Raw genomic sequence first — 16,039 nt, forward strand, 5'->3', positions numbered from 1 at the left:
GCGCGCGCTCACGTCGCGCGCGGTTGCCCCCAGCGTTCGATCGCACTGACGGCCCGCTTCAACCCGTCCTCTTGCGCGAGGCGCGCACCGAGTTGCGTCGCACGCGTCTTCGTCTCGCCCCGTTCGGCAAATGCGATCGCGCGCGCCAGCGCGGCGGCGTCCACGCGCCGCCCCGCGACCGGCGCAGCCGCGACACCGAGCCGTTGCAGCCGGTTCGCCCAGAAAAACTGATCGCCCGCGAACGGCACGACCACCGACGGAATGCCGGCGCGCGCGGCCGAGTGCGTGGTGCCCGACCCGCCGTGATGAATCGCCATCGCGACACGCGGGAACAGCCAGTCGTGCGGCATGTCGCCGATCACGCGAACGTGCGCCGGCAGCAGCGCTGCATCGACGCCGCTCCAGCCCGGATAGAACAGCGCGCGTCGGCCGGCCAGCGCCTGCGTGAGCGCCGCGGCCATCGCCGCACGATCGAAGCCGGCCATGCTGCCGAACCCGACGTACACAGGCGGTTCGCCCGCGTCGAGAAACGCCGACAGTTCCGGTGGCGGCGACCACGCACGTGCATCGATCCGCCACTGGCCGCATGCATGCACGTTCGCCGGCCAGTCCGCCGGGCCGGACAGCAGCGCCGGCGATACGCCATACAGCATCGGATGATCGGTCCACACGTGCTTGCGCGGCGGCAATCCGCATACGCTCGCGCGCGCGGCATTGGTCGACTTCCTGAACGCGTGCCACAGCAACGCATTCACGAGCCGATGGCTCGCGCGATTCAGCCAGCGCGGCAGCTTCCCCGGCGGCAGGAACGGCGACGCAAATTCGGCGGTCGGCGTGATCGGGATCATGCCCGTGCCGATCGCCGGTATGCGGCGATACTCGGCGACCGACAACCCGACGAACGACGCGAGCCCCGACACGAGAAGCGCATCGCACCCGGCCGACGCGTCCGCGACTTCGCGCATCCATGCGGCCGTGTTCGCATTCGCGATCGCGGCGAGCGCCTTCGACGTATCGTTGAAGCCGCCGCGCCCGCGCACCGCATCGGCCAGCGCGCCGTCCGGCGCAATCGCGCGACGGATATCGCCGGACAGCGGCGCCGACGGCACGCCGAGCGCGGCGGCCGAGCCGAGCGTCGCCGCATCGGCCAGCAGCCGGACGTCATGACCGGCATCCAGCAGCGCGCGGCCCAGCGCCGCGAGCGGACGCGTGTCGCCTTCGGTGCCGTAGGTGGCGATGACGAGTTTCATGCGGAAGCTCCTCGTGCACGACGGAAAAGGTTGGATTCAAAAAAGTGCACGTCGTATACTAATGCAATCCGCACACTTTCAGTCAATCCCCTGCCATGACGATTCCGACCGACGATCCGGGCCGCCGCGCACGCAAACGCATCCAGATGCTCGCGCATCTCGCCGCGACCGGCGCGCGCCTGTTCGATGCGCACGGCTACGACGCCGTCACGATGGAGCAGATCGCCGCGCAGGCCGATGTCGCGAAGCGCACGCTGTACAACCACTTTCCGACGAAGGAAGCCGTGCTCGCGCACTGGCTCGAAGGCGAACTCGCGCGCGATCTCGCGCATCTGCAGCACGACGTCGCGCGGCGCAAGACCTTCGCGTCGCGCATCGGCTGCGTGCTCGACGCGTCAGCCGAATGGTGCGAGGGACATCCGGCGTACCTGCTCGCATACCTTCGACACCGCTTCCTGAGCATCGGCGCAGCCGAACCGGAGCGTGCGGGAGAGAACGGCAGCGATATCGCATCGGTGTGGCAGCAACTGATCGTCGCCGGGCAGCAGGCCGGCGAACTGAACCGCACGCTGCGGGCCGATCAGCTCGCAACCTGGTTCCATCATCTGTATCTCGCCGCCATGCTGCGCTGGCTGACCGTGCCGGGGCTGTCGTTGAAACGGGAGTTTCAGTCGGTCGCGAAGCTGTTCATCGAAGGCGCGGAAGCGAAAAGCTGACGCATCGCGTTCACGCCACGCATTCGGGAACGGTATCGGGCATGGCGGCGGCCAGGTGGATCGCATGCCGCACCGCCGGACGACACGCCGTATCGTGCGAATGTGTGCCCCCGCATCGGCATTTTTACGACGCTCGCACGCATCGCATGCGAAATTTCCCGCGCAGCAGTATGCTGATGCCGTACGGCTGCGCACTGTGCATCGGGCAAACCCCGACGTATGCATGCGATCGCGCCGCCGTCGCGACCGCAATCATGCGTTGCAAGGAGGGTTGTGATGGCTACCACGCATCAGCACTTCCACCTCGAACTACGGCACGCCACCGCGCCGACCTACATCGTCAGTTACCTGTTCCCTGCGTTGCTGTTCGTCTACGAACTGCTGCGCGTCGGCCAGTGGATCCGCGATCACGGGATGCAATTCGTCGCGTTCAAGCAGATGGGCTACGAGTATCTGCTGATGCTGCTGTTCGTCGGGCTGCAGATCGTCGTCGAGGCGATCTTCCTGCTCGGCGCCGCGATGCGCAAGGATCATCGCGATTTCGAGCACCGCTTGCCGAACGTGATCCTCGGCATCGGCTGCTCGATCGCGCTGCTGGCGATCGATCTCGCGATCCAGCTTTCGTTCTGACGGCCGGCGGGCGCACACCCGCCGGGAATGGCGAGCGCGCTCAGGCGGGTGCGTCGCGCAGGAACGTCGCGACGGCGGCCAGCACGTCGTCGGTTCGCTCGCGGTGCGGCATGTGTCCGCAGCGGGCGAGCAACAGGAACGACGACGGCCCGGCGACGCGCGCGGCGATCCGCTTCGGATGCACGTCGGACCCGTATTCGTCGTCTTCGCCGTGAATCGCGAGCGTCGCGCACTGCACGCGCGGCAAGTCGTCGTCGAGCGTCCAGTCGCGGAACGCCGGCGACAGCCACGTGTCGACCCACGCGTGCAGCACCCATTCGGCCTTGTCGCCGTGATAGCGCGCGAGCCGGTCGAGCTGCCCCGGCTCGTCGAACTGCCGCCCCGCGTCGCGAATGCCGGCCAGCGTGCGATCCTCGACGAATGCCTGCACAGCGACCGTCACGAGCGCGCGGCAACGCGCCGGATACGCGGCCGCACAACCGACCGCCATCCCGCCGCCGACGCTGTGGCCGAATGCGACGAACGCATCGACGCCGAACCGTTCCAGTACCGCAGCGAATGCACGGTCGGCCTCGTCGCGCACGAACGCCGTGCCGAGCTTGCCCGGATGGCGATCCGAACGGCCGAAACCGAGGCGGTCGTAGGCGATCACGTCGCGCTGCGTGACGCGCGCGAGCTTGGCGGGAAAGTCGCGCCACAAGTCGACGCAGCCGAGCGAATCGTGCAGCAGCACGATCGGCTCAGCCGTGTGCCGCGCGGGAGCCGGAGCCGCTCGCCAGCGTTTCGCAAAGAGCCGCCCTTGTGGCGTCTCGACGGTTGTCTCCTCGGTCACGATATCGGTCATGTGTCGGTCGTCTGCATGAAAGCGGCCGCCCGCCGGCGGCCGCATCGAATCCGGCCATGGTGGCCTGCCGGCGCGCACCGCGTCAAGCAAGCCCCTGCCACCCACGCGCTCATTCGGGCTGCGGCGGCAGATACTCCATCTGCGCTTCGTCGTACAACCGGTAGATCAGTGCCTGCATCGCGCGGATGTCCTCGGATTCATCGAGCGCGCGCATGCTCATGATGATCGGCGACACGAGGTTCGGATCGTCGAGCGGCTTGTAGCTGATGTCGTCGCGCTTCAGCCCGTACACGCTATGCGGCACGACCGACACACCCTCGCCCATCGCGACGAGGCCGAGCGCGATCTGCAATTCGCGCGTTTCGTAGATTCTGCGCGGTTGCAGCGCGCGATCGTGGAAGGCCGCGAGCACCTGGTCCGCATAGCTCGGGCGCGGCGCCTTCGGAAAGATGATCAGCGTGTCGTTCACGAGATCGTGCAGCGACAGCACGGGCTTCGCGCTGTCGAGCACGTGGCCAACCGGCAGCGCGACGATCATCCGTTCCTCGCGCAGCACGACGCGCCGCACGCTCGGATCCTCGTGGCGGATGCGCCCGAACCCGACGTCGATGCGCCCTTCCTTCAGCGCCTTGATCTGGTCCATCGTCGACATCTCGTGCAGGCTCAGCTCGACGGCCGGATATTCGCTGCGAAACCGCCGGATGATCTTCGGCAGCATCCCGTACAGCGTCGAGCCGACGAAGCCGACCGACATGCTGCGCTCGATCTTGCCGACCCGCTTCGTCATCGATTCGAGTTCGGTGGTCTGCGCGAGCAGTTGCACCGCGTGCGAATAGAAGAAGCGCCCCGCGTCGGTCAGCTTCAGCGGCCGCGCGTTGCGCTCGAACAGCGATACGCCGAGCGCTTCCTCGAGCTGCTGGATCTGCCGGCTCAGCGGCGGTTGCGCGATATGCAGCCGTTCCGCCGCCCGCGTGAAATTCCGCTCTTCGGCCACCGCGACGAAGTAGCGGAGGTGTCTCAACTCCATGTTCGATGCCTCCCGGCGAGCGATCCGGCGCCCAACCCCGGCCGGATGATGCCGCCACGATACCGCAGGCAGGGCCGATCGCCACGTGCGCCGCCCAAAGCAAAACGGGAAGCCTGCGCGCTTCCCGTCGTTTCATCGCCGCCTTGCGGCGGCGGCGCGACCGCGCATCACACCTCGGTCGCGTACAGCGCATCGCGCTGCTCGTGGCTCAGCGAGTCGAGCGGCACGTCGGGCAATCGATAGCAGATCATCGTGCCGTACAGCTCGGCCAGGCAGTTGCTGCCGGCGTCGAGCGCGTAGCCGTCCTCGCCGTCCGGCGCCGGCGGGTACACTTCGCGCCACGCGTTGATCGCGGCTTCGATTCGCACGATGGAAACGGGTCCGGCCTTCCGCTCGGCGGGTGATGCACTCATGAATTCCTCTGGGTTGCGCGCTCGCGGGCCGTGCCGGCCCGGATGGAACGATGAAAACGCCGGGCCGTTCGCCGGCCGCCGCGCCGCGCGCGCCGGATGCCGATCCGCGCTACGCCTGTCGCGCCGGCCGGGCTGCGGCCCGGTAGGGTCGGGCAATATAACCGGCTTTGACCCCGTGCAGGCAAAAGCCGGGCAAAAAAAACGGGAAGCGCGCGGCTTCCCGTTTCGTCGTCCGTCGCGCGGCCGCTGCCGCGCCGGCGCGTCAGCCCGCGGTTTCGCGGTTCGCCACCGGCTGCCGCTGCGCGCCGCGATTCGCGGCGACCCACGGCGCGATCTCCATGTCCTCGTAGCGCACGAACCGGCTCTTCTTCAGGAACCGGTAGCCGAGCCACACGACGACGAACAGCGGAATGCCGACATAGGTCGCGGCTACACCGGCCCAGTCGATCCGGTTCGCGAGGAACGCCTGGTAATCCTGGCCGAGCGCGATCACGAGGCACAGCACGAACGCGAACAGCGGGCCGAACGGAAACCACTTCGACTGGTACGGCAACTGGTCGAGCGCATAACCCTGCTTCACGTAGCCCTTGCGGAACCGGTAGTGGCTGACCGCGATGCCGAGCCACGCGATGAAGCCCGTCATCCCCGACGTGTTCAGCAGCCACAGGTAGACGGTCTTGTCGCCGTACAGCGACGTGAAGAAGCACAGCGCGCCGACGGCGGTGGTCGCATACAGCGCATTGCGCGGCACGCCGCCCGGCGACAGCTTCGCGAACACCTTCGGCGCGCGGCCTTCGGTGGCGAGGTTGTAGAGCATCCGCGTCGACGCGTACATGCCCGAGTTGCCGGCCGACAGCACGGCCGTCAGGATCACCGCGTTCATCACGCCGGCCGCGAACGCGAGGCCCGCGTGGCGGAACACGAGCGTAAACGGACTCACGCCGATGTCGGTCACGTCCGTCTTCAGCAGGTTCGGGTCGGTATACGGAATCAGCACGCCGATCACGAAGATCGCGAACACGTAGAACAGCAGGATCCGCCAGAACACCTGGCGCACCGCGCGCGGAATCGTCGTGCGCGGGTTTTCCGATTCGCCGGCCGCGACGCCGATCAGTTCGGTGCCCTGAAACGAGAAGCCCGCGATCATCGCGACGCCCATCAGCGCCGGCAAGCCGCCGGCGAACGGCGCGTCGCCGATCGTCAGGTTGCCCCAGCCGTTGGCCGGCGCGCCCTTCAGAATGCCGAAGATCATCAGCAGGCCGACGCCGATGAACGCGACCACGGTGACGACCTTGATCAGCGCGAACCAGTATTCGGCTTCGCCGAAACCGCGCACGGTGAGCGCATTGAGCAGGAACATCACGGCGAGGAACGCCGCGCTCCACCACACGCCCGGCACGTCCGGAAACCAGTAGTGCATCACGAGCTGCGCCGCGACGAGCTCCACCGCGATCGTCACCGCCCAGTTGTACCAGTAGTTCCAGCCGAGCGCGAAGCCGAAGCCTTCGTCCACGTATTTCGCGCCGTAGGTCGCGAACGAGCCCGACACCGGCATGAACGCGGCCATCTCGCCGAGGCTCGTCATCAGGAAGTAGACCATCAGGCCGATCAGCATGTACGCGACCATCGCGCCGCCGGGGCCGGCCTGCGAGATCGAGGCGCCGGACGCGACGAACAGGCCCGTGCCGATCGAGCCGCCGATGGCGATCATCGTCAGGTGGCGCGCCTTCAGCGCGCGATGAAGCTTGGGTGGGTTCGCGGGCGAACCGGATGGGTCGGAATTCGGAATGGCGGACATAAACGAGACGAACGTTGAGCGGGCCGGCATCCGTGGCCGGCGCATGCGGAATCGGAGCGCGGTGCGCGTCCTGCGATGCATTCGATGCGGCCCCGATACGCGTTGCGCGGCGGGCGCCTGCGGCGAAGCGCGGATTCTACCTGATTCGACAGGCGGACAGCCAAGGTCGCCCCGAGCGCCGCCACGCCGGAGATTTCGCGGAATCGACGGGTTGGCCGCTTCGGCCGCCGCATGCCGTCGCCCAAAAACCGATTACGTCCGGGTCATTCGATTTTTCATTTCTCGTCGGCGGCACCCGATCCTGTCCCGATCCGCCAAATACCGCGTCAATACGCAAAATCGACCGATCGACGCGCCATTAATCAGACGAAAAAGCCGATACTGGTCATTGATTCAAATCAAATTGCCCGCGCACAAAGCGGTAATGATGCGTAACCGTTTCGAATCGCCGTCTTCGCATGCATGTTTTGCATGTGCCCACGAAATTCAGGAATTCGCGGGATAATGACGATTAATTCGAAATAATCAGCGTACGGAATCGCCAACCACGCGAGTACCCGCCGCCCGCCACCCCCGAGGATGAAGTCATTCCCGCTGCCCGCCACGCTGCGCCGCCATACCGCGTCGATCGTGGCACGCATTCTGTCGCCCCGCGGCGTGCTCGTGGCGGGTATCGTCCTGCTGATGTTCAGTTGGGGACTTTCCACGTCGCTCTTGATCGAGGCACGGCGCGACGCGTATGACCATGCGGTCGAAAATGCGCGCAACCTGATGCTGCTGATCGAACGCGATATTGCGCGCAATATCGAACTCTACGATTTGTCGCTGCAAAACGTCGTCGACGGCGTGGCCGATCCGGAATTGACGACATTGCCGCCGCGCCAACGCCACCGGCTGCTGTTCGACCGCGCGGCGACCGGCGCCTATCTCGGCTCGATTTTCGTGATGGATGCGCACGGCAATATCGCGATCGATTCCAGTGCATCGCCCGCACGGCAAGGCAATTTCGCCGACCGCGACTATTTCACCGTGCATCGCGACCGGCTCGTCCCCGGCCTCTACATCAGCCGGCCGTACGCGTCGCGGCTGCGCGGCGGCGCGCTGACGATCGCGCTGAGCCGCCGGATCACCCGGCCCGACGGCAGGTTCGGCGGCGTCGTCGTCGGCACGCTCAGCATCGACTACTTCCGCGCACTGCTCGACGGCCTCGCGGTCGGCCGGCACGGCAGCGCGGCGATCGTCGAGGAAAGCGGCACGCTCGTGTCGCGCCTGCCGTACGACTCGCGGGTGGTCGGCCTCGATCTGCACGACTCGCCGCTGTTCATCGACGCGCAGCGCAGCCGCAACGGCGAGCTGGCCGGCGTCGGCGCCATCGACGGCGTGCGGCGCATCTATGTGTACAAGCATCTCGCCGGGCTGCCGCTGATCGTCGACGTCGCGCCCGCCGAGATCGACATCTACGCGTCGTGGTACCACCGCGCGATCTGGACCGTCGTGCTGATGGGCCTGTTCACGGCGTTCATCGCGTGGGGCTCGCTCGCGCTGTCGCGCGAGCTGAAGCGCCGGCAGGAGGCCGAATCGAAGCTGTACCGGCTCGCGCACACCGATTCGCTGACAGGCCTCGACAACCGCGGCACGTTCGACACGGTACTCGCGAAGGAGGCGCAGCGCGCGTCGCGCAGCGGCCGCCCGTTGTCCGTGCTGTTCGTCGACGTCGATCACTTCAAGGCGTTCAACGACTACTATGGCCACCCGGCCGGCGACGACGTGCTGCGCCAGGTCGCGCAGTCGCTGTCGCGCTGCCTGCGCCGCGACGGCGATCACGTTGCGCGCTACGGCGGCGAGGAATTCGTCGTCACGCTGCCCGACACCGACGCGCCGGGCGCGGCGACCGTCGCGGAAGGCATCCGGCGCGCGATCGCGGGGCTCGACATCGAACACGTGAAAAGTCCGTACGGGCGCGTCACGGCCAGCATCGGCACGGCCACCGCCGCCGACGGCCGGATGAACGCCGCGACGCTGCTGCGTCGCGCCGACGAAGCGCTGTACCGCGCGAAGTCAGGCGGCCGCAACCGCGTGCTGGATGCGCAGTCGAGCGCAGCCGACGCGTGACGCGCCTCGATGCGCCGCGATGCACCTTGATTCGCCTCGATACGACCAGCCGCGTGATCCGATGCGGCCGCCTGCCGCCCCGCTCGGCGGCCGCGCCGTGGACAGCCCGCGCGCGTTCGGCTAGCGTTACGTCAGCTGCGCATGCGGCGCGGCGCCGGCCCGCGCGAGCCGCCGTGCGCGTTCCGGCCACCCTCAGCTCCGCCATGACCGCCCCGCTCCCCACCCGCCTGCCACCGCTCGTGCGCCACGCGCTTCGCCCGCTGCTCGACCCGTATCGCCGCTACCGGCATGCGAAGCTGATCCATGCGGCGCGCGTCGCGCTCGCGATTCTCGTGTCGATCGCGCTGTCCACGGGGTTGAACGTGCCGCATGGCGAATGGTCGACAATCACCGTGCTGATCGTCGTCGGCGGGCTGCAGCACCACGGCAACATCCGCAAGAAGGCGGCCGAGCGCGCGCTCGGCACATCGATCGGCGCACTGGCGGGGCTCGGGCTGATCCTCCTCTACTCGTTCCTGCACGCGCCGTTCGCGATCTACCTGCTGATGGCCGTCGGGTGCGGCGTCTGCGCGTATCACGCGATCGGCAAGGCCGGCTACATCGCGCTGCTGTCGGCGATCACGATGGTGATCGTCGCCGGGCACGGCGACAACGAGATCGTCGACGGCCTGTGGCGCGCGGTGAACGTGCTGGCCGGCATCGCGATCGCGCTCGCGTTCTCGTTCGCGCTGCCGCTCTACGCGACCTATTCGTGGCGCTACAAGCTCGCCGACGCGCTGCGCGCGTGCGCGGCCGTGCATGCGCGGCTCGCGGGCGACCGCCACGTGAGCGACGACGCGCACCTGAAGGAAATGGCCGCGCTGAGCGCGCTGCTCGTGCAGTTGCGCTCGCTGATGCCGTCGGTGGCGAAGGAATGCGAAACGTCGATGGCGCAACTCGAGGCGATCCAGCGCAGCCTGCGCCTGTGCATCGGCTATCTGGAGATCCTGTCGAGCGCGCTGCCGGCCCACGACGACGCGGCGGCCCGCGAATACATGCGCGTCGAGATGAAGACGGTGAACCGGCGCATCCGCGACACGCTGGTCGGCGCGAGCCGCGCGCTCAAGTTCGGCACGCCGAGCCGGCTCGCGCCGCGCCGCCGGCCGGCCGACGCGCCGCACGACGCGGTGCCGCCGCAGTTGTCCGGCTACGTGTCGATCACGGCCAAGCTGGCCGGCGAAGTCGACCAGTTGCGGGAGCGGCTGCTCGATACCGCGCGGTCGTGGAATATCTGAAGCCCCGGTTTCACGCGCCAGCCTTTCATATGCCTTTCAGCACAGCAAGGCGACGCGCTGGCAACCGCGCCCGGCTCGACGGCCGATCCGGCCCCGGAAATCCGGCCGGCCCGTGGCTCGTCCGCACGTGTTTCGGCGGCGCTACGACGCCGTTCCGCAGGCGGTTCTCCAGCCGGTTAACCGCCCGTCAGGCCCGCCGCGACGGGCGCGACGACGGTGCCGCACCAAAATCAACCCTTGCCCCATCTTCCCGGACAGCCGATACTCGCATATTCCGCGAAATACGATCCCACCGGCTTCAATCCACGGTAATTCCTATGAGCACGATTCTCGAAAGCCTCCCGACCGGCCAGAAGGTCGGTATCGCCTTCTCCGGCGGCCTGGACACCAGCGCCGCGCTGCACTGGATGAAACTGAAGGGCGCCGTCCCGTACGCATACACGGCGAACCTCGGCCAGCCCGACGAAGACGATTACGACGCGATCCCGAAACGCGCGATCGAATACGGCGCAGCCGGCGCCCGCCTGATCGACTGCCGCGCGCAGCTCGTCGCCGAAGGCATCGCGGCGCTGCAAAGCGGCGCGTTCCACATCACGACCGCCGGCGTCACGTACTTCAACACGACGCCGATCGGCCGCGCCGTGACAGGCACGATGCTCGTCGCCGCGATGAAGGAAGACGGCGTCAACATCTGGGGCGACGGCAGCACGTACAAGGGCAACGACATCGAGCGCTTCTACCGCTACGGCCTGCTCGTGAATCCGGATCTGAAGATCTACAAGCCCTGGCTCGACCAGACGTTCATCGACGAGCTCGGCGGCCGCGCCGAAATGTCCGAATTCATGAACCAGGCCGGCTTCGCGTACAAGATGTCGGCCGAGAAGGCGTATTCGACCGATTCGAACCTGCTCGGCGCGACGCACGAGGCGAAGGATCTGGAAAGCCTCGAAAGCGGCATCAAGATCGTGAACCCGATCATGGGCGTCGCGTTCTGGCGCGACGACGTGAAGATCGCCGCCGAGGAAGTGACGGTGCGCTTCGAAGCCGGCCAGCCGGTCGCGCTGAACGGCGTCGAGTTCAAGGATCAGGTCGAGCTGCTGCTCGAGGCGAACCGCATCGGCGGCCGCCACGGCCTCGGCATGAGCGACCAGATCGAGAACCGCATCATCGAGGCGAAGAGCCGCGGCATCTACGAAGCTCCGGGCCTCGCGCTGCTGTACATCGCGTACGAGCGTCTCGTCACCGGCATCCACAACGAAGACACGATCGAGCAGTACCGCGAAAACGGCCGCCGCCTCGGCCGCCTGCTGTACCAGGGCCGCTGGTTCGACCCGCAGGCGATCATGCTGCGCGAAACCGCGCAACGCTGGGTCGCACGCGCGATCACCGGCGAAGTGAAGATCGAACTGCGCCGCGGCAACGACTACTCGATCCTGAGCACGAAGTCGCCGAACCTCACGTATCAGCCGGAGCGCCTGTCGATGGAGAAGGTTGCGTCGACGTTCTCGCCGCGCGACCGGATCGGCCAGCTGACGATGCGCAACCTCGACATCACCGATACGCGCGACAAGCTGCGCGTGTATTCGCAAGTCGGGCTGCTGACGCCGGGCGAAGCGTCGGCACTGCCGCAGATCAAGGGCGACGGCGACAAGTAAGTCGCTTCGTTCGACGCCGTGTCGCATCGCTTGCATGCGGCACGGTCGGGCAGGCTGCACGTGTGGCGCCTCATTACGCATGCAGCCTGCCGCCTCCCCCGCCTTTCCCCTTCCTTCCGCATTCGCATCCCGCCGCGTGACGCATCGCCGGCACTGCATCGCCGCGCCGGTCATGGCAAGCTGTCGGCTCGGGAGCAGGATCGGATGGCCAGTACATTCCGCCTCGCAACCGTTTGACGGCTTGCCGGCCCCATACCGCCGTCAGGCCACCGCTACCAGCCCGCCATAACGGTCGCACGCAGCGACGACTGCCTGCGCCGGCCGCCACCCCACTGCCCCCGCCGCCGCCAGCCCCATGTGTTCCTTCACGGCCTGCACGAAACGCTCCGCAATCCAGTCGACGAACGCGCGCACGCCGGGCGATACATGCGGGCGCTTCACGTAGACGGCCGACACGGCGAGCGCATCGGGCTGCCAACGCGGCAGCACCTCCCGCAATCGCCCGGCCTCGATCAGCGGCTGCGCGGCGACGCGCGTCGGCTGGATCAGCCCGAGGCCGTGCACGCCGCATGCGAGATACGCCTGCTCGTCGTCCACGCCGACGATGCCGTCGAGCCGCACCTTGCGCACGGCGTCGTCCACCGCGAACTCGAGCTCGGCCGGACGCTGGCCGAACACGTGCGACGCGCCTACCGCGCGATGCGCGCCCAGATCGTCGGGCGTGCGCGGCACGCCGAAGCGGTCGAGATACGCGGGGCTCGCGCACGTCACGCGCTCGAGCGAGCCGAGCCGGCGCGCGACGAGCGACGAATCGGGCAGCGCACCGAGTCGGATACTGCAGTCGATCGCGTCGCCGATACGATCGACCGCGCGCCCGGCCACGGCGAGCATCAGTTCGAGATCGGGATGCCGTGCGTTGAATTCGCCGAGCGCCGGCAATACGATCGCGCCCGCCACCGACGCCGGCAACTCGACGCGCAACGGCCCGCTCGGATGCAGCGCGGCGCCGCGGATGCTGGCTTCGAGTTCGTCGACGTCCGCCGTGATGCTGACGCAGCGCCGGTAGTACGCGTCGCCTTCGGGCGTCGCCCGCAACGCGCGCGTCGTACGCACCAGCAACGGCATGCCGAGCGCCGCTTCGAGCTCCTGCACGGTGCGCGTCGCGGTGGCGCGCGAAATGCCGAGCGCCTGCGCCGCGCGCGTAAAGCTGTTCATTTCGACGATGCGCGTGAAGATGCGCATCGCGCGGATCGGATTGTCCACCCAACACCTCTGCGTGGTTGCGATATGCCGCGGCGCGCGTTCGCGCACCGTGCCTCCGTGTCGATGTCGACGCAAGCCGCGCGGCTCGCGCCGCCGTCGCGTCAGGCGTTCGCCGCCGCGATGCTGCGCGCCGGTTCGGCGAGCAGCCGTTGCGCGAGCGCCAGCGCGTCGTCGCGGCTCGCCGCCGCATTCAGCGGATACCCCCAGACCTTCTCGAAGGCACCCGAAAAAGCATTGAGCGCCACGCGCCGCGCCGCGTTGGGCTCGATCGCGATCATCCCGGGGATCCATTCGCGCGACAGCGCGCGGTTGGCCTTGCTCCATTTCGCGAGCTGCTTGCGTATCTCGTGATCGTTGTCGGCGCGATCGTCGCCGGACGGTGCATCGTCGGTCAGAAGAACGAAGCGTTCGCGGCGCGCGAGCAGCGCGTCGAGTTCGGCAATCAGGCGGGCGGGATCGGTCGGTGGCGAGCCGCTGTAACGCAGCCAGACAAACGGGAATTCAGTCGTGACGATTTGCATGTCGGCCTCCAGATGAGAACGATTCTCATTCTATGGAGCGGGGCCTCATGCGTCATTTCTCATCCCGGCCAACTGCTTTTTCAATCCGGCCAAACGTGCGCGGGCGCGCAGTCCGGCCGTTCAGCGCTGCCGGTCGGTCAGGAATTGCGTCGGCGACTTGCCGGTCGCCTTGCGGAACATCGTGACGAAGCTGCTCGCGCTCTCGTAGCCGAGATCGATCGCGATCTGATGCACGCGGCGGCCGGTCGTCAGCATCCGCAGCGACAGCGCGACGTGCAGCCGCCGGCGCCAGTCGCCGAGGCTCATCCCGAGTTCCTTCGTCGCGAGGCGCGTGAGGCTGCGCTCGCTGATGCCCGCGCGCCGGGCGAGTTCGGGCAGCGGCGACTTGTCGGCCGGATCGTCGAGCAGATGGTCGATCAGCTTGCGCAGCCGGCGATCGGCCGGCATCGGCAGGTACAAGTCCTCGACCGGCGCCGCGACGAGTTCGTCGAGCAGCGTCGCCACCAGCCGCCCTTGCGGCCCGTCGACGTCGTACAGGTTCGGAAAGCTGGCCGCCTTCAGCAGCAACTCGCGCAACAACGGCGACATGGCCAGCGTGCAGCAGCGCGTGGGCAGGTCGAGCGCCGCGTCGGGTTCGACCAGGACCGCGTAGAAGGTCGCGCCGGCCGAGCCGCGCGCCGCATGCGGGACGTCGCCCGGAATCCAGACCGTGCATTGCGGCGGCGCGCTCCACACGCCGCCGTCGATCTCGCAATAGACGACGCCGCTCAGCGTGTAGAGCAGTTGCGCCTGACGATGGCTGTGCCGCTCCAGCCGCCATTCGGGCTCGACGACCGAGCCGCCGAACACCACGAGCGGACGCGGCACGTGATAGACGTCGGCGTCCGCGGCGGGATCGGTAATCGGTGGAAGGTCGCGCATGGAACGACGGGCTGTGGAAAAGGCCGGACGCCGACGCGTCCTTTCGTGCTTATACCAGAAAGGCGCGGCCGCAGCCGTGCCGTTCGACGAGGCGTCTGCGGCCGCGCGACGAACCGAATACAATGCGGCGATCCCCTGTCGCTGCGCCAACCTGCCGGAGCCGCCATGTTCGACCTGACCACGCTGACCACCTTCACGGCCGTCGTCCTGGGCCTGTTCCTGATTCCCGGCCCCGCCGTGCTGCTCGTGCTGAGCCGCACCGTGCAGGGCGGGCGCAAGACCGGCATCCTGACCGGCCTCGGCGTCGCGAGCGGCGACTTCGTGCATACGCTGTTCGCGGCCGTCGGGCTGTCCGCGCTGCTGATGACGTCGGCGCTCGCGTTCAACGTCGTGAAGCTGGCCGGCGCAGCGTACCTGATCTATCTCGGCGTGCGCGCGCTGCTGGAGAAAGCTGCCGATCCGTCGCTGCCGCAAGTATCGCCGGTCACGCCGCTCAAGGCGTACCTGCAGGCGATTCCCGCCGAAGTGCTGAATCCGAAGACGGCGCTGTTCTTTCTCGCGTTCATGCCGCAGTTCGTGCATCCGGAGCGCGGCTCGACGTTCGTGCAATTCGCGGTGCTCGGGCTGATCTTCGTCGTGCTCAGCTCGCTCTATACGACGCTGATCGCGTGCTCGATCCGCCCGCTCGGCCGCATCGTGAAGCGGCTCACGTGGCTCACGCGCTGGCAGGGCAAGATCATCGGTTCGATCTTCATCGCGCTCGGGCTGCGCGTGGCCGTGCAGCAGCGCTGATGCGCGCGGCCGCATGACGCGCGCCGGCGCGGACCTGCTCTACACCGACCCGCGCCTCGTCGCGGTATACGACCTGTTCAACGCCGGCGATCGGGACTTCGCGTTCTACGCCGCCGAGATCGGCGCCGCCCCGCAACGCATCCTCGATCTCGGCTGCGGCACCGGCACGTTCGCACGACGGCTGGCGGCAGCCGGGCATGACGTCGTCGCGATCGATCCCGCTTCGGCGATGATCGATTACGCGCGACGCCAGCCGGGCGCCGATGCCGTCCGTTGGTTCGCGTGCGCGCTCGACGGCCTGCCGCCCGGTGCGCCGTTCGATGCGGTCGTGATGACCGGGCACGCGTTCCAGTGCCTGCTGACCGACGACGACATCGACGCGACGCTGCGCGGCGTGCGGCGCGTACTCGCCGACGGTGGCCGCTTCCTGTTCGAGACCCGCAACTCGCGCACCGAACCGTGGCGGGCATGGACGCCCGCGCAGTCGGCGCGCAGCGTCGAATCGCACGCATTCGGCATCGTCGATCTCCATCACGCGGTGCGGGCGATCGACGGCGCGATCGTGACGTTCGACACGCACTACCGCTTCCGTCGCGACGATACGGTGCTGACGAATACGAGCCGGCTGCGTTTCATCGCGCACGCCGAATTGGAGGCGCGCGTGGCGGCGGCCGGTTTCGCGTCGGCCGACTGGTGCGGCGACTGGGACCACGCTCCGTTCGACGAAGCGGCCAGCGCGGAGATCATCGCGATCTGCCGCGCGTGAGCGCGGGTGCGTCGATTGCGCCGGCCGGCGGTGGGCAGGGCAGCGTGTTCATCGCAT

Annotated in this window: 15 protein-coding genes; 7 read left to right on the forward strand and 8 right to left on the reverse strand. The window is 67.9% G+C overall.

The features are described 5' to 3' along the window. Positions 1–8 precede the first annotated feature (8 nt). Positions 9–1,250 (reverse strand): glycosyltransferase, encoded by a 1,242-nt coding sequence (locus WS61_RS24035; protein WP_059504132.1) that lies wholly within the window; start codon positions 1,248–1,250, stop codon positions 9–11. 95 nt (positions 1,251–1,345) lie between these two features. Here WS61_RS24035 and WS61_RS24040 point away from each other — a divergent pair, with 95 nt between their 5' ends. Both WS61_RS24040 and WS61_RS24045 read left to right on the forward strand, forming a co-directional pair. Beyond that, entirely contained in the window at positions 1,346–1,966 is a 621-nt protein-coding gene (locus WS61_RS24040) for a TetR/AcrR family transcriptional regulator (RefSeq protein WP_059504135.1), read from the forward strand. Positions 1,967–2,242: 276 nt separating this feature from the next. Beyond that, a complete protein-coding gene (locus tag WS61_RS24045) occupies positions 2,243–2,596 on the forward strand; it encodes a hypothetical protein (RefSeq protein WP_059504137.1) in 354 nt (117 codons plus the stop codon). Between the two features lie 40 nt (positions 2,597–2,636). Here the strand turns inward: WS61_RS24045 and WS61_RS24050 are convergent, their stop codons facing one another. From WS61_RS24050 to WS61_RS24065, 4 genes are all read right to left on the reverse strand, one after another. After that, the gene (locus tag WS61_RS24050) at positions 2,637–3,440 is read right to left on the reverse strand and encodes an alpha/beta fold hydrolase (RefSeq protein ID WP_059504140.1); all 804 of its coding nucleotides are present in this window, start codon (positions 3,438–3,440) and stop codon (positions 2,637–2,639) included. A gap of 109 nt (positions 3,441–3,549) precedes the next feature. Continuing rightward, positions 3,550–4,467, reverse strand: a complete 918-nt coding sequence (locus tag WS61_RS24055; RefSeq protein WP_059504142.1) for a LysR family transcriptional regulator — start codon at positions 4,465–4,467, stop codon at positions 3,550–3,552. A 167-nt stretch (positions 4,468–4,634) separates the two neighbouring features. Further along, positions 4,635–4,880, reverse strand: coding sequence for a DUF3717 domain-containing protein (locus tag WS61_RS24060; protein ID WP_034205373.1), 246 nt, complete (start codon positions 4,878–4,880; stop codon positions 4,635–4,637). Between the two features lie 262 nt (positions 4,881–5,142). Continuing rightward, entirely contained in the window at positions 5,143–6,678 is a 1,536-nt protein-coding gene (locus WS61_RS24065) for an amino acid permease (protein WP_059504144.1), read from the reverse strand. A 579-nt stretch (positions 6,679–7,257) separates the two neighbouring features. Between WS61_RS24065 and WS61_RS24070 the strand changes: the two genes are divergently transcribed. The 3 genes from WS61_RS24070 to argG all read left to right on the forward strand — a co-directional run bounded on the left by WS61_RS24070 (position 7,258) and on the right by argG (position 11,719). Then, positions 7,258–8,790, forward strand: coding sequence for a sensor domain-containing diguanylate cyclase (locus WS61_RS24070; protein WP_059504146.1), 1,533 nt, complete (start codon positions 7,258–7,260; stop codon positions 8,788–8,790). Between the two features lie 203 nt (positions 8,791–8,993). After that, positions 8,994–10,064: an FUSC family protein gene (locus WS61_RS24075; protein ID WP_059504148.1), complete on the forward strand. Its 1,071-nt coding sequence runs from the start codon at positions 8,994–8,996 to the stop codon at positions 10,062–10,064. Positions 10,065–10,381: 317 nt separating this feature from the next. Next, positions 10,382–11,719: an argininosuccinate synthase gene (gene argG / locus WS61_RS24080; protein ID WP_006496064.1), complete on the forward strand. Its 1,338-nt coding sequence runs from the start codon at positions 10,382–10,384 to the stop codon at positions 11,717–11,719. Positions 11,720–11,980: 261 nt separating this feature from the next. Here the strand turns inward: argG and WS61_RS24085 are convergent, their stop codons facing one another. The 3 genes from WS61_RS24085 to WS61_RS24095 all read right to left on the reverse strand — a co-directional run bounded on the left by WS61_RS24085 (position 11,981) and on the right by WS61_RS24095 (position 14,424). After that, positions 11,981–12,982, reverse strand: coding sequence for a LysR family transcriptional regulator (locus tag WS61_RS24085; RefSeq protein WP_059504150.1), 1,002 nt, complete (start codon positions 12,980–12,982; stop codon positions 11,981–11,983). 101 nt (positions 12,983–13,083) lie between these two features. Next, positions 13,084–13,503: a hypothetical protein gene (locus WS61_RS24090; RefSeq protein ID WP_059504152.1), complete on the reverse strand. Its 420-nt coding sequence runs from the start codon at positions 13,501–13,503 to the stop codon at positions 13,084–13,086. 120 nt (positions 13,504–13,623) lie between these two features. Next, complete coding sequence (locus WS61_RS24095) at positions 13,624–14,424, reverse strand: helix-turn-helix domain-containing protein (RefSeq protein ID WP_059504154.1); 801 nt, start codon at positions 14,422–14,424, stop codon at positions 13,624–13,626. Between the two features lie 165 nt (positions 14,425–14,589). Here WS61_RS24095 and WS61_RS24100 point away from each other — a divergent pair, with 165 nt between their 5' ends. Next, positions 14,590–15,216: a LysE family translocator gene (locus tag WS61_RS24100; protein ID WP_059504156.1), complete on the forward strand. Its 627-nt coding sequence runs from the start codon at positions 14,590–14,592 to the stop codon at positions 15,214–15,216. A gap of 13 nt (positions 15,217–15,229) precedes the next feature. After that, positions 15,230–15,982: a bifunctional 2-polyprenyl-6-hydroxyphenol methylase/3-demethylubiquinol 3-O-methyltransferase UbiG gene (locus WS61_RS24105; protein ID WP_059504158.1), complete on the forward strand. Its 753-nt coding sequence runs from the start codon at positions 15,230–15,232 to the stop codon at positions 15,980–15,982. The last annotated feature ends 57 nt before the right edge of the window (positions 15,983–16,039 follow it).

Source organism: Burkholderia sp. ABCPW 11, assembly GCF_001523445.1.
In the GTDB taxonomy this organism is placed as follows: Bacteria; Pseudomonadota; Gammaproteobacteria; order Burkholderiales; family Burkholderiaceae; genus Burkholderia.

Bases quoted from the DNA above. Each gene is read 5' to 3' on its own strand.
- WS61_RS24065 (WP_059504144.1), bottom strand. From the start codon at position 6,678: ATGTCCGCCATTCCGAATTCCGACCCATCCGGTTCGCCCGCGAACCCA.
- WS61_RS24040 (WP_059504135.1), top strand. From the start codon at position 1,346: ATGACGATTCCGACCGACGATCCGGGCCGCCGCGCACGCAAACGCATC.
- WS61_RS24095 (WP_059504154.1), bottom strand. From the start codon at position 14,424: ATGCGCGACCTTCCACCGATTACCGATCCCGCCGCGGACGCCGACGTC.
- WS61_RS24050 (WP_059504140.1), bottom strand. From the start codon at position 3,440: ATGACCGATATCGTGACCGAGGAGACAACCGTCGAGACGCCACAAGGG.
- WS61_RS24035 (WP_059504132.1), bottom strand. From the start codon at position 1,250: ATGAAACTCGTCATCGCCACCTACGGCACCGAAGGCGACACGCGTCCG.
- WS61_RS24100 (WP_059504156.1), top strand. From the start codon at position 14,590: ATGTTCGACCTGACCACGCTGACCACCTTCACGGCCGTCGTCCTGGGC.
- WS61_RS24070 (WP_059504146.1), top strand. From the start codon at position 7,258: ATGAAGTCATTCCCGCTGCCCGCCACGCTGCGCCGCCATACCGCGTCG.
- WS61_RS24105 (WP_059504158.1), top strand. From the start codon at position 15,230: ATGACGCGCGCCGGCGCGGACCTGCTCTACACCGACCCGCGCCTCGTC.
- WS61_RS24090 (WP_059504152.1), bottom strand. From the start codon at position 13,503: ATGCAAATCGTCACGACTGAATTCCCGTTTGTCTGGCTGCGTTACAGC.
- argG (WP_006496064.1), top strand. From the start codon at position 10,382: ATGAGCACGATTCTCGAAAGCCTCCCGACCGGCCAGAAGGTCGGTATC.
- WS61_RS24075 (WP_059504148.1), top strand. From the start codon at position 8,994: ATGACCGCCCCGCTCCCCACCCGCCTGCCACCGCTCGTGCGCCACGCG.
- WS61_RS24060 (WP_034205373.1), bottom strand. From the start codon at position 4,880: ATGAGTGCATCACCCGCCGAGCGGAAGGCCGGACCCGTTTCCATCGTG.
- WS61_RS24045 (WP_059504137.1), top strand. From the start codon at position 2,243: ATGGCTACCACGCATCAGCACTTCCACCTCGAACTACGGCACGCCACC.
- WS61_RS24055 (WP_059504142.1), bottom strand. From the start codon at position 4,467: ATGGAGTTGAGACACCTCCGCTACTTCGTCGCGGTGGCCGAAGAGCGG.